This window comes from Leclercia sp. 119287, from assembly GCF_009734485.1.
GTDB lineage: Bacteria > Pseudomonadota > Gammaproteobacteria > Enterobacterales > Enterobacteriaceae > Enterobacter > Enterobacter adecarboxylatus_C.
Genome location: NZ_CP046445.1, coordinates 20,326 through 43,580, shown reverse-complemented (window position 1 = coordinate 43,580; position 23,255 = coordinate 20,326). Strand labels below are relative to the sequence as shown.

Genomic DNA, 23,255 nt, shown 5'->3' with positions numbered 1-23,255 from the left:
GGTGTTCTCATGAGTTCGTTATATCAATCTATGGTTGCCGTCATTGAGCAGTCCATCGCGCCGCTGGCAGGTAAGCTGGGCCAGCAGAAGTACGTGATTGCCATCCGCGACGGCTTTACCGCCGCGCTGCCGTTTATGATCATCGGCTCGTTTATGCTGGTGTTTATCTTCCCGCCGTTCTCCGCAGACACCACCAACAGCTTTGCCCGCGGCTGGCTCGATTTCTCCGAGACCTACCGTGAACAGCTGATGCTGCCGTTTAACCTCAGCATGGGCGTGATGACCTTCTTCATCTCGGTAGGGATTGGCGCCAGCCTTGGCCGCCAGTTCAATCTTGACCCGGTGATGTCCGGCCTGCTGGCCTTTATGGCGTTCCTGCTGGTGGCCGCCCCTTACGCCGACGGCAAAATCTCTACCCAGTATCTGTCGGGCCAGGGGATCTTCACCGCCCTGATCACCTCCATCTATGCCACCCGCGTTTACGCCTGGCTGAAGGACCATAAAGTCACCATCCGTCTGCCGAAGGAAGTGCCGACCGGCGTGGCGCGCTCGTTTGAGATCCTGATCCCGGTGGTGGTGATCATTGGTACCCTGCACCCGCTGAACCTGTTTATCGAAGCGCAAACCGGGATGATCATCCCGCAGGCGATTATGCACCTGCTGGAGCCGCTGGTTTCCGCCTCTGATTCCCTGCCTGCCATTCTGCTCTCCGTGCTGCTGTGCCAGATCTTCTGGTTCGCCGGCATCCACGGCGCGCTGATTGTCACCGGCATTATGAACCCGTTCTGGATGGCTAACCTCTCCGCCAACCAGGCCGCACTGGCTGCCGGCGCTGCGCTGCCGCACGTCTACCTGCAGGGCTTCTGGGATCACTACCTGCTGATTGGTGGTGTGGGCTCGACCCTGCCGCTGGCCTTCCTGCTGCTGCGCAGCCGCGTCACCCACCTGCGCACCATCGGCAAAATGGGCGTGGTGCCAAGCTTCTTTAATATCAACGAACCTATTCTGTTCGGTGCGCCGATCATCATGAACCCGATGCTCTTTATTCCTTTCGTGTTCGTTCCGATGATCAACGCTTGTCTGGCCTATACCGCCACCAAACTCGGCTGGCTGGCACAGGTCGTCTCGCTGACGCCGTGGACCACTCCGGCGCCAATTGGTGCCTCCTGGGCGGCAAACTGGGCGCTCAGTCCGGTGGTGATGTGCGTCATTTGTATGGTCATGTCGGCGGTGATGTATTTACCGTTCCTGCGTGCTTATGAACGTTCCTTGATGAAAACCGAAGAACAAAAAGCGCAGGCAACCGTAGGTGCAGCAGAGACCGTCGGTAATTAAGTCAAAGAGGACGTTTTATGAAATATGCATTTCCCGAAAACTTCTGGTGGGGTAGCGCCTGTTCTGCACTGCAAACCGAAGGGGAAAGCCAGGGCAGTGGCAAGGGATTAACCACCTGGGATCACTGGTTCGCTACCGAACCGAATCGCTTTCACAATGGGGTAGGGCCGCAGAATACCTCCACGTTTTATCAGCACTGGAAAGCCGACATTCAGCTGTTAAAGCAGCTGAACCACAATAGCTTTCGCACCTCGATAAGCTGGGCGCGTCTCATCCCGGAAGGCACCGGTGAAGTGAACCAGGAAGCGGTTGCTTTTTACAATCAGGTGATCGACGAACTGATTGCCCAGGGCGTGACGCCGTTTATCACCCTGTTCCACTTCGACATGCCGATGGCGATGCAGGAGATTGGCGGGTGGGAAAACCGTGATGTGGTGGCGGCCTATGCCCGCTACGCAGAAACCTGCTTTGAGCTTTTTGGTGATCGGGTAATGCACTGGTTTACCTTTAACGAGCCGATTGTGCCGGTAGAGGGCGGGTATCTGTACGACTTCCACTACCCGAACGTGGTCGATTTCCGTCGCGCGGCAACCGTGGCCTATCACACCGTGCTGGCCCATGCCCAGGCGGTTCGCGCCTTCCGCGCCGGGCATTTTGCCGGTGAGATTGGCATCGTGCTGAACCTGACGCCGTCCTATCCACGCTCGCAGAATCCGGCGGACGTGAAAGCCGCGCACCATTGCGATCTGCTGTTTAACCGCAGCTTCCTCGATCCGGTGCTGTGTGGCGAATACCCGGCGGATCTGGTGGCGATGCTGAAAGCGCACGATCAGCTGCCCGTCTGTCTGCCGGAAGACAGCGCCCTGATTGCCGACGGCAAAATCGACCTGCTGGGCATTAACTACTACCAGCCGCGTCGGGTGAAGTGTCGTGATACGGCCATTAATCCGCAGGCACCGTTTATGCCGGAGTGGTTCTTTGATAGCTACGAGATGCCGGGCCGCAAGATGAACCCGTATCGCGGCTGGGAAATCTACGAGCCAGGTATTTACGATATTCTCATTAACCTGCGCGATAATTACGGCAACCCACGCTGTTTTATTTCTGAAAATGGTATGGGCGTCGAAAACGAGCAGCGTTTTATTGAGAACGGCCAGATTAACGACCAATATCGAATCGATTTTATTTCTGAACACCTTAAATGGCTGCATAAAAGCATTAGCGAAGGCTGTAATTGTCTTGGCTACCATATGTGGACATTTATTGATAACTGGTCATGGTGTAATGCTTATAAAAATCGTTATGGCTTTGTCCAGCTCGATTTGGAAACGCAGCAACGCACCATTAAAAAGAGCGGAGAGTGGTTTGCTGCCACCTCTCTAAATAACAGTTTTGATAAATAAACAGAGTAACTGATGATGATTGCCTTAGAAGAAGCCGTAATGGAAATCATCGTCAATGCTGGTCAGTCGCGCAGCCTGTGCTTTGAAGCACTGCATGCTGCGCGGCAGGGCAACTTTGACGAAGCGAAAAGCCTGCTGCGCGAAGCCGATGGCTACGCGCGCCAGGCGCACCATATGCAGACCAAACTTATCGAGCAGGACGCGGGCGAAGCCCGTCAGCCGATGACGTTAATTATGGTACACGCCCAGGATCACTTAATGAACTCGCTGCTGGCCCGTGAATTATCCGAAGAAATTATTCACCTGTATCAGCGTTAATTAATTAAATATCAGCACCGGAGATATCGTTACGATAATAGTATAAAGCCTCTGTATCCTAAAAAATAAAAATCAACCTTTTCTGATGATAGCGACATATTCTGTCAATCCGGAACGGGGTGGTTATTGTCTGAATAAAATTTAAATATATTGAGATAACCATGAATATGATTAAAAAACTTCCATTAACAATGGCGGTAATCGCCGCGCTTTGCCCGGTTTCCGGATTCGCACAGGAATTTACGCAGGAGCAAATCGACGCCATTGTGGCCAGAGCGGTGGATAAAGCCCTGGCGGATCGCCAGGCGAAAATGGATGCCGCGGTGGCGAAAAAAGCCGACGTCATCAACGAACCGCAAAGCGCCGCCCAGTCCCCGGATATGGCGATCCCGTTCGGGATTAAATTTACCGGCTATGCCCGCTACGGGGCCCACTTCCAGGCCGCCGATCAGAAATACGTCGCGGTGGACGGCTCCTATAACGGCGCCTCGGCGATCGGCCGTCTGGGTAACGAAGGCAACGGCGGCGAGTTCCAGCTCTCAAAAGCCTTTAAGGGCGAAAACGGCGCCATCTGGGACGTCAACGTGATGATCGACCACTGGGGCGACGAGGTTAACCTGAAGAAGGCCTACGCCGGGGTGACCAACATTCTGGCGTCCAACCCGAACGCCTATCTCTGGGCCGGGCGTGACTTCCACCAGCGTCCGCAGCAGGGCATCAACGACTACTTCTGGATGAACCACGACGGCCAGGGGGCCGGGGTGAAGAACTTCGACATCGGCGGCGTGCAGTTTGACGTGGCGACCGTGGCGGCAGTCGAATCCTGTAGCCCGGAAGTGATGGACGACGAGGCCAACCCGTCGCGCATCACCTGTACCGGCGGCTCCGGCACCGGCGACAAGGGCAACTACGCGGCCACCTCCAAAATTCACGGCATGAAGCTCGGCCCCATCGACCTGGAGCTGTACGCCAACTACGGCTTTGACTCGAAAGCCATCGAAACGGAAGAGCGCACCAACGCCTGGCAGGGCGGCGTGGTCCTGAGCCACACCAACGACAGCGGCGTGAACAAGGTGATCGCCCGCTACTCTGATAACTCGGATAACAGCGTGTTCAACAAAACCGAGGACCTGACCACGGTGTACGCCAGCTTCGAAGGGCTGCACAAGTTCACCCAGGCGACCCAGGTGGAGTACATTCTGGCCTTCCACGACTACGACAACAGCCGTGACAGCACCGACAACCGCAAGAACTACAACGCCATCGTGCGGCCGATGCACTGGTGGAACGACGTGCACTCCACCTGGCTGGAAGCGGGCTGGCAGCATGTTGATTACGACAACGGCGGGGATAACAAGGGCTGGAAGCTGACCCTGTCGCAGAACATGTCCATCGCGATGGGCCCGGAATTCCGTCCGATGCTGCGCTTCTACGTCACCGGCGGCAAGGTGGATAACGAACGCACCGCGCGCGTGAACAACACCAGGGATGAAACGCTCGACGACTTCAACGTCGGCGCGATGTGGGAAGCCTGGTTCTAAATCAACTGCGCCCGGCGGCGCTGCGCTTGCACGGGCCTACAAGGTTTTGTAGGCCGGGTAAGCGTAGCGCCACCCGGCAGGACCCGTGTTATGCTGCTGGCCTTTGAAAGCCACTATCGCAGGGGAGAGCATGGGTTCCACACGTAAAGGGATGCTGAACGTCCTGATCGCCGCCATTTTATGGGGCAGCTCAGGGGTTTGCGCGCAGTACATCATGGAGAAAAGTCAGATCCCCTCGCCTTATCTGACCATGATCCGCCTGCTGTTTGCCGGCGTGATCCTGCTGACGCTCTCATTCGTCCACGGCGACAAGATTTTTTCGATCATCAAAAATCGCAAAGACGCCATCAGCCTGCTGATCTTCTCCCTGTTCGGGGCGCTGATCGTTCAGCTCACCTTCCTGGTGACGATTGAAAAATCCAACGCCGCCACCGCCACCGTGCTGCAATTCCTGTCGCCGACCATTATCGTGGCGTGGTTCGCGCTGGCGCGCAAAAAGCGCCCGGGCATTTTCGTGCTGGCGGCGATCATGACCTCGCTTGTCGGCACCTTTTTACTGGTCACCCACGGCGACCCGACCTCGCTGACTATCTCCCCGGCCGCGCTCTGCTGGGGCATCGCCTCCGCCTTCGCCGCGGCGTTCTATACCACCTACCCCTCCACGCTGATTGCCCGTTACGGCACGCTGCCGATCGTCGGCTGGAGTATGCTGCTGGCCGGGTTAATGCTGACGCCGTTCTATGCCGGGCGCGGCACCGCTTTCGTGGTCGACGGTAGCCTGCTGCTGGCGTTCTTCTATCTGGTGGTGATCGGCACGGCGGTGACCTTCAGCCTGTATCTGAAAGGCGCGCAGATGATTGGCGGGCCGAAGGCGAGCATTCTGAGCTGCGCCGAGCCGCTGAGCAGCGCCCTGCTGTCGGTGATTTTACTGGGCGTGGCGTTTACCCTGCCGGACTGGCTGGGCACGCTGTTGATTGTGTCGTCGGTGGTGCTGATTTCGATGGATTCGAGAAGACGGGTTCAGACGTCCGCGTAGCCTGATGCCCTCTCCCCTCAGGGAGAGGGCCAAACACTTATTGCGCTTTAACCTTCCCCGCCACCAGCAGCGCAGTCATCAGCATTAATGTGCCGGAGATGACCAGCGGTGACGTCAGTCCCAGATGGTCGAGCGCAACGCCTCCCACCGCCGCGCCGCAGGTGTTCGCCAGCTGGATCACCGCCACCTGGATCGACCCGGCTTTTTCAGCCTGATCGGCAAGCGAGCGGGTGATCCACGTCGACCAGCCTACCGGGACCAGCGCAAAGGCAAAGCCCCAGATAATCGCAATCGCCGAGGCTACCCACTTGTCGCTGCCCCACAGGATCAGCACGGCGGCGCTGACTGCCAGCACCAGCGGCGCCCCTGCCAGCGCCACTTTCAGGGAGCGTTTCAGGAACTGCGCCGACAGCGAGGTGCCGACAAAGCTGGCGATACCGAAGCTCAGCAGCACCAGCGTCAGGCCGTCGACGTCAAACCCGGCCATGGTCATAAATACCGGACGAATGTAGGTAAAGAAGGCAAACTGCCCGGCAAACGACATAAAGATGGCGATCATTCCCGCCATCACGCCGGGGCGTTTCAGCAGGCTGAACATGTTCTGCTTGTGATGTGCGGCTTCGCCCGGCAGCGACGGTAGCGCTTTCCAGACCCAGAGAATGCACAGCAGCCCCATCACCGCGGCACCGTTAAAGACGTTACGCCAGCCGATGATCCCCCCGAGGAAACTGCCCAGCGGGGCGGCGATCACCAGCGCGATGGAGACCGCGCCGAAGATGACGGAGAGCGCTTTCGGCACGGTACGCGCCGGCACCAGCCGCATGGTGAGCGAGGCCGACATTGCCCAGAATCCGCCCAGCCCCAGCCCGAGGCAGGCGCGCCCCAGCAACAGCAGCATGAAGTTATCGGCAAAGGAGACCAGCAGGCAGGAGAGGGTCAGCAGGACAGAAAAAAGGATCACCACCTTGCGGCGATCGGTGGTACCAATCGCCTGGGTAATGAACAGGCTGGCAAACATGGCAACAAAGGCGGTGACGGTGACCGACTGGCCCGCCAGCCCTTCAGAAATGCCCAGATCCTGCGCCATCGGCGTCAGCAGGCTAACCGGCAAAAACTCCACGGTAATCAGGCAGGCGACGCAAAACGCCACGGAAAAAACCGCCGACCAGTTCGGGCGGGAGACCGCCCTGGCATGGGGCGAAGGGGCGGATTGGATCTGTTCTGTCATGGCATCACCTGGGGATAAAATGAGCGGGAAAGCCGCGCAGTTTAACAGTTTAAATGTGATCCATTTAACGTTTTGACAACTTTTGGCACTTTTTGCCGGGCGGCACTACGCTTGCACCGGCCTACGGGTCTTGTAGGCCCGGTAAGCGCAGCGCCACCGGGGAATATCAATGCAGGAAGAAGACCCCCTCTTCCGGCAGGAAGAACTGGTTATAGCGCAGCTGAAAAGCGTTAAACTCGTACGGATCGGGCTCCATATCGCGCATAAAGCCAAGCGCCATGCGGATCTGGGCATCGGTGATCGGCGCGGCGAGACGCGCCTTGCGCAGCAGGCGATACCAGCTCAGCAGGTTGTTTTCACTGCTGTCGACAATGCACACCTGCCAGATCAGCAGCACCTGGGCGGCATTCTGCAGGTGCGCTTCGTCCGGGCGCTCCAGATAGCGGATAAACTCATTCCCTGCGCTTTTGCCAAACTGGTCGATCATCGATTCTACGGGAACCGGGGTAATGCCCAGACGCTCGCTGAGACGACGAATCGCGCGCCGGGGTCCCGACGTCATGACGCGAAAGCCCACCACAAATACCACGGCCAGCGTAGCCAGCATTATCCAGACCATGAACTCTCCTTAGGGTTAGCCGAGCATGATATCGGGAAATGCCGGGTATCGACAGCAGGCAACGTCGGATTAATGAACGGAGAAACAGTGGATTGGGGTCATGAAAAAAGATATCCGCCCGGGGAAGGCATCCGGGCGAATATTGGCGTGCGGTTAAAGACCAGTCAGCGCGCCTGAAGCCCTTTCAGCAGCGCCTCATGGAAACGCTGCGGATCCTGCATCTGCGGCGCGTGGCCCATGTCGTTAAACTCGACCAGGGTGGCGTGCGGAATACGCTTAGCCGTCTCCTGGCCCAGCACCGCGTAGTTGCCGAGCGTCTTGCGCACCTCCGGCGGGGCGAGATCTTTCCCGATGGCAGTGTTGTCCTTTGTGCCGATCATCAATAATACCGGCATCTTCAGCTCGCTGAATTCATAGATCACCGGCTGGGTGTAGATCATGTCGTAGAGCAGGGCCGAGTTCCAGGCCACACGCTCTTTGCCCGGCCCGTTGTTCAGCCCGGCGAGCATGGTGACCCAGCGCTCGTATTCCGGCTTCCACTCCCCGGCGTAGTAGGTATTTTTCTCGTACTGCCGGATGCCGTCGGCGCTGGTTTTCAGCTCACGCTGATACCACTGGTCGACGGTAATATGCGGCACGCCGCGCGCTTTCCAGTCCTCAAGACCTATCGGATTGACCATCACCAGCTGTTCTACCTGCTGCGGCCACATCAGCGCGTAGCGGGTGGCCAGCATGCCGCCGGTCGAGTGTCCGATAACCGTCACGCGATCGACGCCGAGCGTTTTCAGCAACGCGTGGGTGTTATCCGCCAGCTGCTGGAAGCTGTACTGATAGCGTTCCGGCTTGGTGGATTTACAGAAACCGATCTGATCGGGGGCCACCACGCGGTAGCCACTGGCGGTAAGGGCGCGAATAGTGCCGTCCCAGGTGCCGGCGCAGAAGTTTTTACCGTGCATCAGGACCACGGTGTGGCCGTTGGCTTTTTCCGGCTTCACGTCCAGATAAGCCATATCCAGAGACTGATTTTGCGAGGTAAAGGTGAAGTGTTTCACCGGCCAGGCGTAGTCAAAACCTTCCAGCTTCTCGCCGTAGGTGGGGGTATCGGCCGCCATCGCGGGTGAGGCCAGCGCCACCAGCAGGGCAAGGCAGGACAATCGTCGGGTCAACATGCAAGCTCTCCATTAGCAAAGGGGCTAAAGCTGCGCGAAAGGCGGCAGCGAAATAACACTGTAGAGCATGGGGCGGAGCGGATGTGTAAAGCGGGGTAAGGTAATCGGGGTGATAATGTAAAAAAGCCCGGCATCAAGCCGGGCAAAAAGTTACCTGCACACTCAGGCTGCTTTCAAACGTTGCACGCGTTTTTCGCGGCGGATCTTGCGCTCTTCCAGCACTGCAACCATCGCCATCAGGACGATACAGCCGATGGCTGCCGCATCCAGCGCGGCAAAGGTGCCCGCCCAGCCGGTGAGGCCGAAGATCGGCGTGCCGTCGGCGATCATCCCCAGACCCAGCTTGGCGAAGCTGTCGCCGATCAGGTAGGCAAAGGTGCCTTTAATCCCATCGGCAGCGCCGATCGCTTTTTTCGGTACGAAGCCCACCGCCGCCACGCCGATCAGCAGCTGCGGACCAAACACCAGGAAGCCGAGGGCAAACAGGGACGCAAGGTAGACGTACTGGTTGCTGGCATGCTGATAAATGCCCAGGGTGGCGATAATCAGCGCCAGCGCGACGCAGGCCACCAGCGCCCGGCGGCCGTTGGCGAGGTCGGAGAGCCAGCCCCACAGCAGGGTGCCCACCAGCGCGCCCACTTCGAACAGGGTGAAGCCCTGAATCGCCACTTCTTTAGAGAGCTTCAGCTCCTGGAAGGCATACACGGTCGACCACTGGTCGATACCGATACGCACCACATACAGGAAGATGTTCGAGAAGCAGAGCAGCCAGATCACTTTGTTTTTCAGCACGTACTCAACAAAGATCTGCCATTTGGTCATCTCGTTCTCTTCGGTCTCTTTGTCCTCTTCGCTGATCTCTTCGTCAAACAGCTCTTCGGCTTTACCCAGTCCATAGGATTCCGGGGAGTCGCTGCCGTAGCGCAGGCCGATAAAACCGACGATCAGGGCGATAATCGCCGGGAAGATAAACATGCCGATGACGTGGCCGTCGAACAGGACGTTCGCGCCGAACAACGCCACGCCTGCCGCACCCGCCCCGCCGAGGTTGTGGGAGATGTTCCACATCCCGAGGTACGAACCGCGCTTACGGCGCGGGGTCCATTTGGTGATGGTGGAGTAGCTGCATGACCCGCCGGTACTCTGGAAGAAACCGCTCAGGGCGTAGAAGGCGATCATCATAAACAGGCTGACCGAGCCCGCGCCCATGCTGGCGCTGAAGCCGAGCATACAGATGGCGGAGAGGATCAGCATAAACGGCAGGAACTGCTTGGTGTTTTTGCCGTCGGCGTAATAGGAAACCAGGGTTTTCCCCACCCCGTAGGTGATGGAGAAGCCGAGACCAATCATCCCCAGTTGGGTCATGCTCAGCCCGTAGGTGGAGATCATATCGTTCTGGGCGATGTTAAAGTTTTTGCGGATCAGGTACATGGTCAGGTAGCCGATAAAGACCACCAGATAGGACTGCATGAAGGGTTTGAACCACATTTTTCGCCGCACATCGAGCGGCAGATCCAGGGTCGGCTTGCGCACCTGGTTTAAGAAGGCCAGCATGAATAAATCTCTCCCGAGCTGATTTTTATCGCATTGTAAAAATCAGTCGGGAGTGACGCCTGAGACAGCGTCCAGGCGGAACCGGGAAAATTTCTTAGTTTTGCGCCACTCAGGGCGAAAAGGTGAGGCGCATCACGCTTCGCTGGCCTCGCGCGGCGCCTGAGCATGCAAAAACGGCAGCAGCAGCAGAGCAGAAATCCCCGCCGCGATGGCGATGACCGCAAAGAATCCGCTCCAGTGCCAGGTGTCGATCACCCGCGCCAGCGGCCAGCCGGAGAGCGACGCGCCAAGATAGGCAAACAGGCCGACAAAGCCCGTCGCCGCCCCTGCCGCGTCCTTGTGTGAACACTCGGCCGCCGCCATGCCGATCAGCATCTGCGGGCCAAACACGAAGAAACCGGTGGTGAAGAAGCAGGCCGCCTGCATCACGTAGCTGGCAAAGGGCATCAGCCACAGGGAGCCGACGGAGAGCAAAATCCCGGCGGCGAAGATCAGGTTCATTGGCCCGCGGTTGCCGTTGAACAGCTTGTCCGACCCCCAGCCCGCCACCAGCGCGCCGATAAATCCGCCCAGCTCAAACATCGATACCGCCGAGTTGGCGGTGACCAGATCGACGCCGAGCGTCTCGGACATATACAGATTGCCCCAGTCGTTGATCGCCGCCCGCACCACGTAGACCAGCACGTAGCAGAGCGACAGCAGCCAGATCCAGGGGTTCAGCAGCACGTACCGGGTGAGGATCTCCCGGCGGGTCAGCCCTGCTCCCTCCTGCTGCTGGGCGATCTCCAGCGCGTCGTGCCGCCAGTCGCCCACCGCAGGCAGGCCCACGGTTTGCGGCCTGTCGCGCAGCCGCCAGCAGAGGAACAGCCCGGCAACAATCGCCAGACCGCCCGCAATCATCATCCCTGCCCGCCAGCCGTAGTGCAGCGCCGCCGCGCCCACCACGATGGGGATCAGCGCCCCGCCAACGTTATGCGCGGTGTTCCAGATGGCCCACCAGCCGCCGCGCTCGGTGCGCGAATACCAGCTGGTAAGCAGGCGGGCGCAGACCGGCGAGCCCCAGCCCTGGAAAAAGGCGTTCAGTGCCCACAGCAGGGCAAAGGCCCACAGCGAGGTGGAGAAGCCAAACAGGATGTTCACCACCCCGGTGGCGATCAGCCCGACGCCCATAAAATAGCGGGCGTTAGAACGGTCGCTGACGATGCCGGAGAAGAACTTCGACAGGCCGTAGGTGATGTAAAACAGCGTCGCCAGCAGGCCGATATCGGTGCGGGTCATCACCCCGCTGGCGAGGATCTCCGGCGCGGCGGCATTGAAGCTTTTGCGGGTGAAATAGAACAGCGCGTAGCCCAGCCAGATGGTGATCAGGATGTGGCGACGCCAGTAGCAATAGCGGGCGTCGATCTCGGTTTTGTCGCCGATCGGGGCTGCGTTGACGGGGGTTTTAAACATGCTGAGTCCTTAGCGGCAAACTGACGCTGACGCGCGTCCCGTGGGTGCAGGAGATGTTCAGCGTACCGCCCAGCGCCTTCACGCGCTCGCGCATCCCCGCCAGGCCAAACCCCTGCTGGCCGGAGCCCGGCGGCAGACCGCAGCCGTCGTCTTCGATCATCAGCCGCAGCCACTCATCCTGCTGCCGGCCCTGCAACGTCACCGCGCTGGCGTTGGCGTGCTTAACGATATTGTTCAGCCCCTCCTGACAGACGCGGAACAGGGTAACGCGCTGGCCTTCGCTCAGCGCCGTTTCGTCGATATCCCAGTCGAGATGGCTGACGATGCCGCGGCTCTCCAGCTCCATCTCGCGCATCAGGGAGCGTACCGCCTGCTCAAGGGACAGATCGTCCAGCTGGCGCGGGCGCAGCCGACCCAGAAGACGGCGCACCGAGTCATACACCCCCAGCGAGAGCTGTTCGATATGCGCCCCGCCCTGCTTCACCCCGGCGTTGTCCGGGGCCAGGCGCTGAACGATGCCCGCCTGGGTGCGGATGGCGGTGATGGTCTGGCCGATATCATCGTGCAGTTCGCGGGCCACTTCGCGGCGGACGTGCTCTTCGGTCTCCAGCAGCCGCTCGGCAAGGCGGCGATTGCGCGCCAGCTCGGTTTGCAGGGACTGGTTCAGCTCGCGCAGACGCTGAATGCCCGCCCCGAGCAGCAGCCCGGTCAGGCTCTGGGCCAGCAGGGAGAGCAGCAGATCCACAGGGTGATCGTGCCAGGTCTGGCTGGCAATCAGCGCAATGGCGTTCATCAGGGTGGCGATCAGCGCCCCCTGCCAGCCGTAGTGCCAGGCGAGGGCGATAATCGGCAGAGCCAGGCAGAACGGGGTAAAGCGCGACAGCTCGGCGGGGAGGCCAAGCTGGAGCCACAGACTCACCACAAACAGCAGCACATAACCAATCAGATGCCGCGCCCGCCAGTTCACCGGCTGCGAAACCAGCGCCGGCCCGAGCGGCTGCCAGACGGTGCTGGTGAGGTAGTGCCAGATAACGAGACAGGTCGGAGCCAGCGTCAGGCCGCCGGTCAGGGTCAGCAGCAGCGCGTTGAGCATCTCCTTTCCGCCCGCCCACGGCAGGGACTGTAGCAGCGCGGCGGCAATCAGCGCCGCTCCCTGACCCAGCAGGGTGCGCCAGTCGCGCTGGTGACGATAGCGGGAGATCAGCGCCACGGGAATAAGCGTCAGCACGCTTCCGGTCATCAATAAGGGCAGATGCGCCAGCGCCACTTGCTGTGCCAGCCAGGCCAGCATCAGCCATTCAGCACCGAGCAAAACGGGCCAGTAGCCGCGCGGGCATTGCAGCATCAACCCCAGACGCAGGCCAAAGGGGAAGAGCAGCACCGCCAGCTCCGGGCGCTCCACCAGATGCAGGCTGATGCTCCACAGGCAGAACCATGCGGCAGAGAAGATGAAGAAGCTGGCGACCACCGCCACCAGCCGGGAGAAAAGGGAATTCATTACCAGCCGTCAAACATGCGGCGAGCCAGCTCGACGTCGTTGCTGACGCCCAGTTTTTCCATCAGGTTGGCGCGGTGAACGTGGACGGTTTTGGGCGACAGACCAAGCTCAACGGCGATCTCCTTCACTGCCATCCCCTGGGCCAGCTTTTCCGCCACCTGGCGTTCACGTCGGGTGAGCGGATCCTGGCGTCCGGCCGCCAGCTTGATGGCAATGTCCGGCGTCAGGTAGCAGCCGCCGGTAGCGACGGTGCGCACGGCGGCAATCAGCTCGTCCGGGCTACAGCGTTTGGAGAGGAACCCGCGTGCGCCCGCGTTCAGGGCCTGTTCCACCAGCGCCGGGCTGTCGTGGACCGAGAGCATGATGGTCGACATCCCCTTCGGCAGCTGGCTCAGCAGCTCCAGCCCGGAGAGATCCGGCATCGAGATATCGCAGATACAGACCTGCACCCCGCGTCCCGGCAGACCGGCCAGCGCCTCGCGACCGGAACCGAACTCGGCCACCACCTGAAAATCGGGCTCCAGGCTCAGCAGCTGGGCAAATCCGGAACGGACGATAAGGTGATCGTCGATAAGGGCGATGGTGGTCATGGCTGGATCCTGATGCGTGAACGCGCCGGATGGCGGCGTAAACGCCTTATCCGGCCTACGGGTAAAGTCCTTGTAGGCCGGATAAGCGCAGCGCCATCCGGCAAAGCCGCTTACCTTAAGTGATTTACTCGAAGAACACCGCAATTTTGTTAAACATGGTCGGATCGGACTGGTTGCGCACCACTTTCACCACATCCTCCAGCTTGTCGATCTGCGCCATCATCTGCTCCAGCCGCTGATCGTCATTCACCAGCAGCCAGATGCGGCTGTGTTCGCTGCCCTGAATCGGCAGACAGAGAATGCCTTCCACGTTGAACGCGCGGCGGGCAAACAGCCCGCAGACGTGGGTCATGACCCCGGGATGGTTGCGGACGGTAAGCTCCAGGATGACGTTATCATTTTGTTTTTGCATGGCTTATTCCCCCACCATTTCTGTATTGGCCGCACCGGGTGGGACCATCGGATAGACTTTTTGTTGTGGATCGATACGGACGTGGATCAGCGCCGGGCCCGGGCGTGAGATCGCCGCCTGCAACGCCGCGTGGGCATCCTCTTCGGCATTCAGATCGCAGGTATGCAGGCCAAAACCGGCGGCAATCTGCATAAAGTTAATCATCCCCGGATAGGTGGCGGCAAAGACGCCCTGCTTGTAGAACAGACTTTGCTGCTGGTGAACCAGCCCCAGCGCTTCGTTGTTCATCAGGATGATTTTCACATCCAGCTGGTTTTCCGCCGCGGTCGCCATCTCCTGAATGTTCATCATCAGGCTGCCGTCGCCGGAGAAGCAGATCACCTTGCGGTCCGGGTTCGCCAGCGCCGCGCCTACTGCCGCAGGCAGGCCAAAGCCCATGGTTCCCAGCCCGCCGGAGGTCAGCCACTGGCGCGGACGGTTCAGCGGATAGGCCTGAGCGGTCCACATCTGATGCTGACCGACGTCGGTGGTGATGATGGCGCTGTCGTCCACGCAGGCGGCCACGGCATTAATCAGCCCGTAGTGGCTCAGCGGGTCGCCTTCGGTCGGGATGGCACCCGGGAACTCCTGCTGTAACCCGCTTACCTGCTGATGCCACGCGCTGCGCGGGGTGGCGTCGATATGCGGCAGCAGCTGCGCCAGCATCTCGTTGACGTCGCCCTGAATCGCCACGTGCGGCTGCTTGATTTTGCCCAGCTCCGCGCGGTCGATATCCACATGAATAATTTTGGCATTCGGGCAGAACTGCTCGGTTTTGCCAATCGCCCGGTCATCAAAACGTGCCCCGAGAACGATCAGCAGATCCGCCTCCTGCAGAATAAAGTTGGTGCTGCGCGCGCCGTGCATGCCGAGCATCCCCAGCGACAGCGGGTGCGCTTTTGGCAGCATGCCCAGCGCCATCAGGGTCATGGTGGTCGGCAGGCTGGCTTTTTCTGCCAGGGCGCGCACCGCGTCTGGCGCATCAATCACCCCGCCGCCCAGATAGAGCACCGGGCGCTGTGCGGCGTTAATCATGGCGGCGGCTTCACGCACGCTGTCTGCGCTGAACGCTGGCGATGGCGCGCGGGTGCCGGGCTCCGGCAGCACGTCGATCTCAATTTCAGCGGTCTGCACATCCTTAGGAATGTCTATCCACACCGGGCCCGGACGACCGGACTGGGCGATACGGAACGCATCGCTGATAACCTGCGGTAATTCGCTGATATCGCGCACTAAATAGTTGTGCTTGGTGATGGGGATAGAGATGCCGTAGGTGTCCACTTCCTGAAATGCATCGGTGCCGATCATCGAGGCCGGCACCTGGCCGGTAATGCAGACTAACGGAATAGAGTCGAGACGCGCGTCGGCGATGGCGGTGACCAGGTTGGTGGCGCCCGGCCCGCTACAGGCCATACAGACCGCCGGTTTGCCCTGGGTTCGCGCCATGCCCTGCGCGATAAAGCCTGCACCCTGCTCGTGACGCGCCAGCACGTGGCGGATCTGCGTGCTCTGGCTTAAGGCGTCATACAGCGGGAGTACCGTTCCACCAGGAATACCCGCAACCGTGGTAATGCCCTGACGTTCCAGCAAATGAACGATTAACTGCGCGCCAGTGAAACGCGTCTTGTGTGATGTTGTGCCCGAACTTGCCATGCTCCAGTCCTTCTTATGGGCCGACTTTCCGGGGGGCTTTAAACAAAAACCCCGCCGGTTTGCGCCGGCGGGGTTTGGAATCGTGTGTTGATCCAGTCCCTACGGCGCATTGCCGACGACCACCACCACACGCACGACGACCACTGCGGCTGGGTGCGCAGTTTTTAGTAGGGTCGCGGTGTTCATGGATGCAGTCATGGGAGACCTGTCTCTGGAATCATTGAGTGGATTTATACAAGCACAGGTTGTCAGGCGTGACAACGGAATTATTTTCATCTGCCTGAAAATGCGTCAGGGATCACGTTTCGCTTGTCGGGTGATGAAAACAAAAAACCCCGCCGAAGCGAGGTTTTTTTACAGCGTTTACGGCTGGTGACCGCAGTGCACACTGTGTTACGTCAACGCACGAAGTATACGCGATCGCACGGGAACGCGCAATTTACGGCACGGATTTTGACGCATTTGAGTATGGCTCCCGCTTCACGTTTTGTCCATAAATTACTGTTCATATATGGGTCTTCCCCGATCATGGTGGGAAGGCTCAGAACGCCATATTCAGCTTTCCGTAGTGGAACATCACCCCCAGTTTAAAGCGCTCCCGGTTTCGGTATCCCCTGGCTTTTATCCTCAGCAGCCTGATCTTGCTGTTAAGTGCCTCCGCATTTCCGTTTGAGACACTGTGTCGCATCGCATTCAGGATCCCGTACAGCCTTTTTCCTATCGTTTTCGCGGCATTTTTCATCATGGGAACGTCACTGTTAGCCGCCAGCGCCAACCATCTCTGCCAGTCACTCCGTCTTTCCTCGCTCCATGGCCTGTTCCAGATATCCTTTGCCAGCTCTTTCAGCGCCCAGCACTGGCTCGTCAGCTTCATCTGTGCACGCAGCCACATCAGCTTTTCCTGCCGGGATTCGGTCATCCACTTATCGCTGTACTGCCACAGGAAGCGGGTTCCTTTTGCCTGGTGTCGGCTTTCAACAGGGAGGTGCGGATGTTCATTCTGACGGGTTTTATCAACTACCTCGCCCAGTTGCTTCGCCACATGGAAGCGGTCAAAGGCGATTTTCTCAACCGCACTGGGTAAGTGGATACGCGCTGCTCTTATATAGCCCGCGTTCATGTCCATTGAGAGCGTTTTGATAGCCAGCAACTGCCCATCAGTGAGCGTGCGAAGATAGCCGGCAAGACTCTCTGTGCCGCGATCATCCGTTAAGGCCAGCGCCCGACCATCGCGATCGGAGATCACCGTTATGTAACGATGTCCTTTTTTAAAGGCGACCTCATCCACATTCATATGACGGGCGGATAATGGCTTTTTTATCCGGGCAAGACCTCGCTTAACTGCCCGGGTCATAATGCCGTCAACCGCATTCCAACTGAGCTTAAGTTGCTTCCTGACAGCATCAACGGTGCTGATTTTCAGCCATGAGAGAACGAACGATTCGAATAGCAACGTATACCGGCTTCCGGGGCCAGCCCACGGAACAGGCAACGTCAGGCAGCCATGCTCCGGACACATAATTCGTGGAACATCGGCTTCAACAATAGTGGTGAACTGGCAGGTATCAAGATGGCGCCATTTACGATGACGGTGATCGTGAACAGAACAGGATTTACCGCAGGTCGGACAGGCTAGCCGGGTGTTTTCAGCGATCTCAATAGTGACAGTAACAGAACCGGCATTTTCATCGAGAGAAAGGGACTTTACCTGCCACGGATCGGACAGGTTGAGAATATGAGCGTAGAGGGACTTTTCGTCCATGGCGGTGACCTCTGGCGATTAAATACACCATTATCATGCCTTCAGCCACCACAACAAGGGAAGACCCTCATATATACAGTATTTATCTATACTGGGTGTGTTCACAGGGTGCGAGGGGAGCCGCTCGTAGTACACCGGCGCAACGAAGTCCTGGCTGAAACGGGTGGTGCCGTCAGCGCCTCCACTCCCCAACTGAGCACACTGTGTTACGTCAACAAAGGTGCTGGCCACAGGCGGCGGAAAGGTACGCCAGCATCGTGCTCCTTAACCAGAGGAGACGCGTATGAGCGTAGTGGATATGGTTGTACTTATCCTCAAACTCATTGTTGCAGCACTGCAACTGCTTGATGCTGTCCTGAAATACGTTAAGTGATTCAGGTTCAAGCCGCACCAGAGAGGGGCGGGAAACCGCCCCTCTTTAATAACGAGGGAATGCTATGTTGCGTTTATTAATTGAGCCTGTCACGCCGGACGAGCCGGGCTATATCGCGCTGAAAGCCGAGAGTACCGCGCTCAATTTCAATATGTTGCGCAGGCTGGAAGAGAACTGGGAGCGGGGTGAAAATCGCTTTAACGCCCCGGGTGAAAAGCTGCTGGGTGCGTTTCTGAACGGCAAACTGGTGGGGATTTGCGGGCTAAACCGCGATCCGTTCAGCCAGCAGCCGCGGGCCGGCCGTATCCGCCATCTCTATATCAGCGAAAGCTGTCGTGGGCTGGGTATCGGCGGGCAGCTGCTCGCCGTGGTGATGGCCGATGCCAGCATCTGGTTCGATTTTCTCAATACCCATGCGCCCCACACCGCCTGGCCATTCTACCAGCGGGCTGGCTTTACGCTGGTCGCGGATGAACCGCGCGTCACGCACCGGTTATTCTGCGCAGTGTAACGGGCCGGCAGCGTCCGGCCCGATCCTATGGCAACTTTAGTTGCCGTTCTTGTTTATTAATCCTGCCTTTTTGCCGTTTTCCATTCATCATCGCAATGCTTAACTTGCCATCTCACTGTGGTAGATTCCTCGCGCATTTATGGGAATGTGTAGTCACTTATTCTTTATTTATCACTTTTGGCAAAAGTATTCAGCGACATGAAAAGACAGCGGAACGTTAATTTACTCTTGATGTTGGTATTGCTGGTCGCCGTCGGTCAGATGGCGCAAACCATCTATATCCCGGCCATTGCGGATATGGCGAAGGAACTCAACGTCCGTGAAGGCGCGGTGCAGAGCGTGATGGGCGCTTACCTGCTGACCTACGGCGTCTCGCAGCTGTTCTACGGCCCGCTCTCGGATCGCGTTGGTCGCCGTCCGGTGATCCTGGTCGGGATGACGATTTTTATGATCGCCACGGTGATTGCCATGACCACCCACAGCCTGAGCGTGCTGATTGCCGCCAGCGCGTTGCAGGGCGTTGGCACCGGCGTCGGCGGGGTGATGGCGCGTACCCTGCCGCGCGATATGTATCAGGGCACCCAGCTGCGGCATGCCAACAGCCTGCTGAATATGGGCATTCTGGTCAGCCCGCTGCTCGCCCCGCTCATTGGCGGCCTGCTGGACACCATGTGGTCCTGGCGCGCCTGCTACGGCTTCCTGCTGGTGCTGTGCGTCATCGTTACCTTCAGCATGGCGCGCTGGATGCCGGAAACCCGGCCCACTGAAGCGCCGCGCACCAAACTACTCACCAGCTACAAAATCCTCTTCGGCAACGGGGCCTTTAACTGCTACGTGCTGATGCTGGTGGGCGGCCTGGCGGGCATCGCAGTGTTCGAAGCCAGTTCGGGCGTGCTGTTGGGTGCCGGGCTGGGCCTCAGCAGCATGGTGGTGAGTATTCTGTTTATTCTGCCGATCCCGGCGGCGTTTTTCGGTGCCTGGTTTGCCGGACGCGCCAATAAACGCTTCACCACCCTGATGTGGCAGTCGGTGGTGAGCTGCCTGCTGGCAGGGCTGATGATGTGGATCCCGGGGCTGTTCGGGGTGATGAACGTCTGGACCCTGCTGATCCCGGCCGCGCTGTTCTTCTTTGGCGCAGGGATGCTGTTCCCGCTGGCGACCAGCGGCGCGATGGAGCCCTTCCCGTTCCTGGCGGGCACCGCCGGGGCGCTGGTGGGAGGCCTGCAGAATATCGGCTCCGGCGCGCTGGCCTGGCTCTCGGCGATGATGCCGCAAAACGGACAGGCCAGCCTCGGGCTGCTGATGACGCTTATGGGCCTGCTGATTGTGCTCTGCTGGTTGCCGCTGGCCTCCCGCGCCTCGCATCACGAGCAGGCGGTGTAAGCGGATCTTGCCCTCAGGCTGGTTTCCTGTTTTCTTAAGGGGATACGCCTGAGAGGATCCTATGACGCCAGAACATCTGAAGTTAATCGCGCAGTACCCCCTGCTCAACGATCTGATTGCCCTGCAAGAGACTACCTGGTTTAACCCGAACGCCACGACGCTGGCCGACGGGTTACCCTGGGTCGGCCTGACCCAGGCGGACGTGGACGACGCCCATGCCCGCCTGGCGCGTTTTGCCCCTTATCTGGCAAAAGCTTTTCCGGAAACCGCCGCAAACCACGGCATCATTGAATCCGATCTGGTCGCTATTCCGGCGATGCATCAGCGCTTGCAACAGGAATCAAACATCACAATCCCCGGCACCCTGCTGCTGAAAAAAGACAGTCATCTGCCGATCTCCGGCTCGATTAAAGCCCGCGGCGGGATCTATGAAGTGCTGACCCACGCGGAAAAACTGGCCCTGGCCGCCGGGCTGCTCAGCCTCGACGACGATTACAGTATCCTGCTGGAGCCCCGCTTTAAGGACTTTTTCAGCCAGTACAGCATCGCAGTGGGGTCGACCGGCAACCTCGGGATGTCCATTGGCATCATGAGCGCCCGCATCGGCTTTAAGGTGACGGTGCACATGTCCGCCGACGCCCGCGAGTGGAAGAAGGCAAAACTGCGCAGCCACGGCGTGACGGTGGTGGAGTATGAGCAAGATTACGGCGTGGCGGTGGAACAAGGGCGCAAGGCGGCGGAAAACGATCCGAACTGCTTCTTTATCGACGATGAAAACTCCCGCACCCTGTTCTTAGGCTATGCCGTGGCAGGCGAGCGTCTGAAAGCGCAGTTTGCCGAACAGGGTCGGGTGGTGGATGCGGATCATCCCCTGTTTGTCTATCTGCCGTGCGGCGTGGGCGGGGGCCCTGGCGGAGTGGCGTTCGGGCTGAAGCTGGCCTTTGGCGATCATGTTCACTGTATCTTTGCCGAACCGACCCACTCACCGTGCATGCTGCTGGGGATGTATACCGGTCTGCATGATGAGATTGCGGTGCAGGATCTGGGGATCGATAATCTCACCGCGGCGGATGGTCTGGCGGTAGGCCGTGCCTCCGGCTTTGTTGGCCGCGCCATGGAGCGCCTGCTCGACGGGTTCTACACCCTCTCCGATCAGAGTATGTACGACATGCTGAGCTGGCTGGCGCAGGAGGAGAACATTCGCCTTGAGCCGTCGGCGCTGGCGGGCATGGCCGGGCCGGTGCGCCTCGCCGCCTCCGGTCGTTATTCGCTGGAGAACGCCACCCACCTGGTGTGGGCGACCGGCGGCGGGATGGTGCCGGACGAGGAGATGGCGAAGTACCTGGCAAAAGGGCGTTAACTTGCCCGGTGGCTCTGCTGGAGCAGCGCCATCAGCTCTATGGGCGAACGGTGATGGCGGATTAAATCGCGCATCACCCGCATATGCGGGGCGGAGTGGCGGAAGAACGCCTGATACCCCGCGCAGAGCGCGCTTTTGCCATCCACCCGGTGTTTAGGGCAATCGCCGTTACACAGGTGACGCATCGGGCAGGCCCGACACTCGGCGGATAGGTCTGTTTGCTTGCGCAGCCCAAAGGCGATGGCCGCCTCGCTCTGATTAAGCTCTGCCAGCGGCGTCTGATGGATGTTGCCCAGCCGGTACTGGGGCCAGACGTAGTGATCGCACTGGAAGAGATCGCCATTGGCCTCCAGCGCAAAGGCGTGGCCGCAGGTGGCGGCAAGAGAACACATCTGCGACGGATAGCCGCACCACACCCCCAGCGTTGAGTCGAAGAGCTGCACAAAGACGCGACCAATATCCTCCCGCACCCAGACGTCAAATACCGTCGACAGGAATTCTCCCCACTGCCGATCGCTGACCGATTCCGGATTATCGTGCTCCTGCAGCGGAAGAAATTGCAGAAAGGGCGTGCCCAGCGCCCGTAAATAGCGATACAGGCGCTCCGGCTGGCAGCTGTTCTGCCGGTTAATGACCGTCAGGAGGTTAAACGACACCCGATGGGCGCGCAGCTTCTCTATCGCCGCCAATACCTTGTGATGAGTAGGATTGCCGTTGCGGCTGACGCGATATGCATCATGCAGCGCCGCCGGGCCATCCAGCGAGATCCCCACCAGCCAGCCCTGCTCGCGAAAGAACCGACACCAGGCGTCGTTGAGCAGGATCCCATTGGTCTGAAAGGCGTTGGTGATGCGCTTTCCTCCGCCATGGCGGTGCTGCAACGCCGCGACGCGGCGGAAGAAATCCAGCCCGCAAAGCGTCGGCTCTCCACCCTGCCAGGCAAACTGCACCTCCGGCCCGGGCTGGGCGGCGATGTGCTGTTGGATGAAGGTTTCCAGCGTGGCGTCGTCCATGATCGGCTGCTGGGGCTTATCGATATAAAAACAGTAGCGGCAATCGAGATTGCAACGTGAACTGGCCGGCTTGGCCATGACCTGACATCCTGTCATGCAAAATCCCTGATAAAAATGATGAGATGGTGAACGTGACTAGCAGCAAACAGTAATGCGAGGGATAACACTGCGAGGGCGATCATAAATTTAATACGCACCGGTCTGGATGCTGAAAAGTCGTACAGCGAAACGTCCATCCGCGCGCGATTGCGGGTGTAGTGCCAGAGGATCAGCGCCACCATCGCCAGCACGCCCAGCGCCACCCAGAACAGCGGGCCCGCCTGCTGCCAGTTGTGCCTGACCGCCAGCACCATCAACGCGCCGTAACCAAACAGCGTGCGCAGCCAGGCGAGCGAGGTGCGCTCCGGTTGCAGCCCCGGGTCAGCCTGACGGCGCGCTTTGCGGCTATCCGCCATACAGCACCAGCCCCATCACAATCACCGCCACTATCATCAGGATCAGGCTGACCAGCAGCAGACTGTGGGTGTAGGGCAGATCTTCTTTCAGACGCATCGCCTTTTCATTCCGCAGCCAGCGCAGGTAGCCGTAGATCGCCAGCCCCCCGGAAAAGAGGCACAGCAGCAGCGCCAGCAGCTGGCGGATCACCGGCGTGGCAAAATCGGGCGCCAGCTGGTCGAGGCCGACACCGGCCGCCAGAAAGCCCAGCGCGGTGCGGATCCACGCCAGAAAGGTACGCTCGTTTGCCAGCGAGAAGCGATAATCCGGCGCTTCGCCGAGGCGGGAAATTTTCATGACGTCTCCTGTCTGACTGCCCGTTGTACAAAACTGCGGCAATAGTAACGTATCCGGGGACCGCCTCTCTACCCTGAACAACGGGCATATATACAAGCTTTGTATTTATTGTTCAGTTAAATAATCTCAAATTATATGCTGCCTATTTTTGCAAATAGAATCACAAAAAATCAAACTTAATCTTTAAATGACAATATTTGATTATTAAAGTGAT

Annotated in this window: 23 protein-coding genes; 9 read left to right on the top strand and 14 right to left on the bottom strand. The window is 59.1% G+C overall.

Annotated features, from left to right (window positions below):
- Positions 1-9: 9 nt before the first annotated feature.
- The 5 genes from GNG27_RS00205 to GNG27_RS00185 all read left to right on the top strand — a co-directional run bounded on the left by GNG27_RS00205 (position 10) and on the right by GNG27_RS00185 (position 5,633).
- Positions 10-1,335: a PTS sugar transporter subunit IIC gene (locus GNG27_RS00205; protein ID WP_106995599.1), complete on the top strand. Its 1,326-nt coding sequence runs from the start codon at positions 10-12 to the stop codon at positions 1,333-1,335.
- A gap of 17 nt (positions 1,336-1,352) precedes the next feature.
- On the top strand, positions 1,353-2,738 hold the full coding sequence (locus GNG27_RS00200) for a glycoside hydrolase family 1 protein (protein ID WP_156262609.1): 1,386 nt from the start codon (positions 1,353-1,355) through the stop codon (positions 2,736-2,738).
- Between the two features lie 15 nt (positions 2,739-2,753).
- Positions 2,754-3,056, top strand: coding sequence for a PTS lactose/cellobiose transporter subunit IIA (locus GNG27_RS00195; protein WP_072250852.1), 303 nt, complete (start codon positions 2,754-2,756; stop codon positions 3,054-3,056).
- A 161-nt stretch (positions 3,057-3,217) separates the two neighbouring features.
- Entirely contained in the window at positions 3,218-4,597 is a 1,380-nt protein-coding gene (locus GNG27_RS00190) for a carbohydrate porin (RefSeq protein WP_156262608.1), read from the top strand.
- Between the two features lie 130 nt (positions 4,598-4,727).
- Entirely contained in the window at positions 4,728-5,633 is a 906-nt protein-coding gene (locus GNG27_RS00185) for a DMT family transporter (protein WP_156262607.1), read from the top strand.
- Positions 5,634-5,670: 37 nt separating this feature from the next.
- On the opposite strand, the gene nepI is transcribed toward GNG27_RS00185, so the two are convergent.
- The 11 genes from nepI to GNG27_RS00130 all read right to left on the bottom strand — a co-directional run bounded on the left by nepI (position 5,671) and on the right by GNG27_RS00130 (position 17,609).
- A complete protein-coding gene (nepI, locus tag GNG27_RS00180) occupies positions 5,671-6,861 on the bottom strand; it encodes a purine ribonucleoside efflux pump NepI (RefSeq protein ID WP_142487689.1) in 1,191 nt (396 codons plus the stop codon).
- Between the two features lie 166 nt (positions 6,862-7,027).
- Positions 7,028-7,480, bottom strand: coding sequence for a DUF1198 domain-containing protein (locus GNG27_RS00175; protein ID WP_156262606.1), 453 nt, complete (start codon positions 7,478-7,480; stop codon positions 7,028-7,030).
- A gap of 164 nt (positions 7,481-7,644) precedes the next feature.
- Complete coding sequence (locus tag GNG27_RS00170) at positions 7,645-8,649, bottom strand: alpha/beta fold hydrolase (protein ID WP_156262605.1); 1,005 nt, start codon at positions 8,647-8,649, stop codon at positions 7,645-7,647.
- 162 nt (positions 8,650-8,811) lie between these two features.
- Positions 8,812-10,203, bottom strand: coding sequence for a hexose-6-phosphate:phosphate antiporter (uhpT, locus tag GNG27_RS00165; protein ID WP_156262604.1), 1,392 nt, complete (start codon positions 10,201-10,203; stop codon positions 8,812-8,814).
- Between the two features lie 132 nt (positions 10,204-10,335).
- Positions 10,336-11,655, bottom strand: coding sequence for an MFS transporter (locus GNG27_RS00160; RefSeq protein ID WP_156262603.1), 1,320 nt, complete (start codon positions 11,653-11,655; stop codon positions 10,336-10,338).
- Complete coding sequence (uhpB, locus tag GNG27_RS00155; protein WP_156262602.1) at positions 11,648-13,153, bottom strand: signal transduction histidine-protein kinase/phosphatase UhpB; 1,506 nt, start codon at positions 13,151-13,153, stop codon at positions 11,648-11,650. The genes GNG27_RS00160 and uhpB overlap by 8 nt, the downstream gene beginning before the upstream one ends.
- Positions 13,153-13,743 carry a transcriptional regulator UhpA gene (gene uhpA / locus GNG27_RS00150; RefSeq protein ID WP_142487683.1) on the bottom strand — a complete coding sequence of 197 codons (591 nt, stop codon included), beginning with the start codon at positions 13,741-13,743 and terminating at the stop codon, positions 13,153-13,155. The genes uhpB and uhpA overlap by 1 nt, the downstream gene beginning before the upstream one ends.
- A gap of 124 nt (positions 13,744-13,867) precedes the next feature.
- A complete protein-coding gene (gene ilvN, locus GNG27_RS00145) occupies positions 13,868-14,155 on the bottom strand; it encodes an acetolactate synthase small subunit (RefSeq protein ID WP_039032259.1) in 288 nt (95 codons plus the stop codon).
- A gap of 3 nt (positions 14,156-14,158) precedes the next feature.
- On the bottom strand, positions 14,159-15,847 hold the full coding sequence (gene ilvB / locus GNG27_RS00140) for an acetolactate synthase large subunit (protein WP_156262601.1): 1,689 nt from the start codon (positions 15,845-15,847) through the stop codon (positions 14,159-14,161).
- A 99-nt stretch (positions 15,848-15,946) separates the two neighbouring features.
- Positions 15,947-16,045 (bottom strand): ilvB operon leader peptide IvbL, encoded by a 99-nt coding sequence (gene ivbL, locus GNG27_RS00135; protein ID WP_103824263.1) that lies wholly within the window; start codon positions 16,043-16,045, stop codon positions 15,947-15,949.
- A 343-nt stretch (positions 16,046-16,388) separates the two neighbouring features.
- Positions 16,389-17,609, bottom strand: coding sequence for an ISL3-like element ISKox3 family transposase (locus tag GNG27_RS00130; protein ID WP_000343760.1), 1,221 nt, complete (start codon positions 17,607-17,609; stop codon positions 16,389-16,391).
- A 283-nt stretch (positions 17,610-17,892) separates the two neighbouring features.
- Here GNG27_RS00130 and tisB point away from each other — a divergent pair, with 283 nt between their 5' ends.
- The 4 genes from tisB (at position 17,893) to dsdA (ending at position 21,236) form a co-directional block, all read left to right on the top strand.
- Positions 17,893-17,982 carry a type I toxin-antitoxin system toxin TisB gene (tisB, locus tag GNG27_RS00125; protein WP_039032257.1) on the top strand — a complete coding sequence of 30 codons (90 nt, stop codon included), beginning with the start codon at positions 17,893-17,895 and terminating at the stop codon, positions 17,980-17,982.
- Between the two features lie 64 nt (positions 17,983-18,046).
- Entirely contained in the window at positions 18,047-18,493 is a 447-nt protein-coding gene (locus GNG27_RS00120; RefSeq protein WP_156262600.1) for a GNAT family N-acetyltransferase, read from the top strand.
- A 198-nt stretch (positions 18,494-18,691) separates the two neighbouring features.
- Positions 18,692-19,876 carry a multidrug efflux MFS transporter EmrD gene (gene emrD / locus GNG27_RS00115; RefSeq protein ID WP_156262599.1) on the top strand — a complete coding sequence of 395 codons (1,185 nt, stop codon included), beginning with the start codon at positions 18,692-18,694 and terminating at the stop codon, positions 19,874-19,876.
- Between the two features lie 61 nt (positions 19,877-19,937).
- Positions 19,938-21,236, top strand: coding sequence for a D-serine ammonia-lyase (gene dsdA, locus GNG27_RS00110; RefSeq protein ID WP_156262598.1), 1,299 nt, complete (start codon positions 19,938-19,940; stop codon positions 21,234-21,236).
- Here dsdA and GNG27_RS00105 read toward each other — a convergent pair.
- Genes GNG27_RS00105 through GNG27_RS00095 form a run of 3 tightly spaced genes read right to left on the bottom strand, consistent with a single transcriptional unit; the run spans position 21,233 to position 23,041 of the window.
- Positions 21,233-22,345, bottom strand: coding sequence for an anaerobic sulfatase maturase (locus GNG27_RS00105; protein ID WP_197090549.1), 1,113 nt, complete (start codon positions 22,343-22,345; stop codon positions 21,233-21,235). The two genes, dsdA and GNG27_RS00105, sit on opposite strands and share 4 nt — an antisense overlap.
- Positions 22,342-22,704, bottom strand: a complete 363-nt coding sequence (locus tag GNG27_RS00100) for a DUF202 domain-containing protein (protein WP_156262596.1) — start codon at positions 22,702-22,704, stop codon at positions 22,342-22,344. Before GNG27_RS00100 ends, GNG27_RS00105 begins: the two co-directional genes overlap by 4 nt.
- The gene (locus GNG27_RS00095; RefSeq protein ID WP_142487676.1) at positions 22,694-23,041 is read right to left on the bottom strand and encodes a YidH family protein; all 348 of its coding nucleotides are present in this window, start codon (positions 23,039-23,041) and stop codon (positions 22,694-22,696) included. Before GNG27_RS00095 ends, GNG27_RS00100 begins: the two co-directional genes overlap by 11 nt.
- Positions 23,042-23,255 lie beyond the last annotated feature (214 nt).

Coding starts and splice junctions, on each gene's coding strand:
- ilvB (WP_156262601.1), bottom strand. CDS start 15,847: ATGGCAAGTTCGGGCACAACATCACACAAGACGCGTTTCACTGGCGCG.
- GNG27_RS00190 (WP_156262608.1), top strand. CDS start 3,218: ATGAATATGATTAAAAAACTTCCATTAACAATGGCGGTAATCGCCGCG.
- uhpB (WP_156262602.1), bottom strand. CDS start 13,153: ATGAATTCCCTTTTCTCCCGGCTGGTGGCGGTGGTCGCCAGCTTCTTC.
- ilvN (WP_039032259.1), bottom strand. CDS start 14,155: ATGCAAAAACAAAATGATAACGTCATCCTGGAGCTTACCGTCCGCAAC.
- GNG27_RS00120 (WP_156262600.1), top strand. CDS start 18,047: ATGTTGCGTTTATTAATTGAGCCTGTCACGCCGGACGAGCCGGGCTAT.
- GNG27_RS00105 (WP_197090549.1), bottom strand. CDS start 22,345: ATGACAGGATGTCAGGTCATGGCCAAGCCGGCCAGTTCACGTTGCAAT.
- GNG27_RS00095 (WP_142487676.1), bottom strand. CDS start 23,041: ATGAAAATTTCCCGCCTCGGCGAAGCGCCGGATTATCGCTTCTCGCTG.
- emrD (WP_156262599.1), top strand. CDS start 18,692: ATGAAAAGACAGCGGAACGTTAATTTACTCTTGATGTTGGTATTGCTG.
- dsdA (WP_156262598.1), top strand. CDS start 19,938: ATGACGCCAGAACATCTGAAGTTAATCGCGCAGTACCCCCTGCTCAAC.
- GNG27_RS00200 (WP_156262609.1), top strand. CDS start 1,353: ATGAAATATGCATTTCCCGAAAACTTCTGGTGGGGTAGCGCCTGTTCT.
- tisB (WP_039032257.1), top strand. CDS start 17,893: ATGAGCGTAGTGGATATGGTTGTACTTATCCTCAAACTCATTGTTGCA.
- GNG27_RS00160 (WP_156262603.1), bottom strand. CDS start 11,655: ATGTTTAAAACCCCCGTCAACGCAGCCCCGATCGGCGACAAAACCGAG.
- GNG27_RS00175 (WP_156262606.1), bottom strand. CDS start 7,480: ATGGTCTGGATAATGCTGGCTACGCTGGCCGTGGTATTTGTGGTGGGC.
- GNG27_RS00195 (WP_072250852.1), top strand. CDS start 2,754: ATGATTGCCTTAGAAGAAGCCGTAATGGAAATCATCGTCAATGCTGGT.
- GNG27_RS00205 (WP_106995599.1), top strand. CDS start 10: ATGAGTTCGTTATATCAATCTATGGTTGCCGTCATTGAGCAGTCCATC.
- GNG27_RS00100 (WP_156262596.1), bottom strand. CDS start 22,704: ATGGCGGATAGCCGCAAAGCGCGCCGTCAGGCTGACCCGGGGCTGCAA.
- GNG27_RS00185 (WP_156262607.1), top strand. CDS start 4,728: ATGGGTTCCACACGTAAAGGGATGCTGAACGTCCTGATCGCCGCCATT.
- GNG27_RS00170 (WP_156262605.1), bottom strand. CDS start 8,649: ATGTTGACCCGACGATTGTCCTGCCTTGCCCTGCTGGTGGCGCTGGCC.
- GNG27_RS00130 (WP_000343760.1), bottom strand. CDS start 17,609: ATGGACGAAAAGTCCCTCTACGCTCATATTCTCAACCTGTCCGATCCG.
- uhpT (WP_156262604.1), bottom strand. CDS start 10,203: ATGCTGGCCTTCTTAAACCAGGTGCGCAAGCCGACCCTGGATCTGCCG.
- nepI (WP_142487689.1), bottom strand. CDS start 6,861: ATGACAGAACAGATCCAATCCGCCCCTTCGCCCCATGCCAGGGCGGTC.
- ivbL (WP_103824263.1), bottom strand. CDS start 16,045: ATGACTGCATCCATGAACACCGCGACCCTACTAAAAACTGCGCACCCA.
- uhpA (WP_142487683.1), bottom strand. CDS start 13,743: ATGACCACCATCGCCCTTATCGACGATCACCTTATCGTCCGTTCCGGA.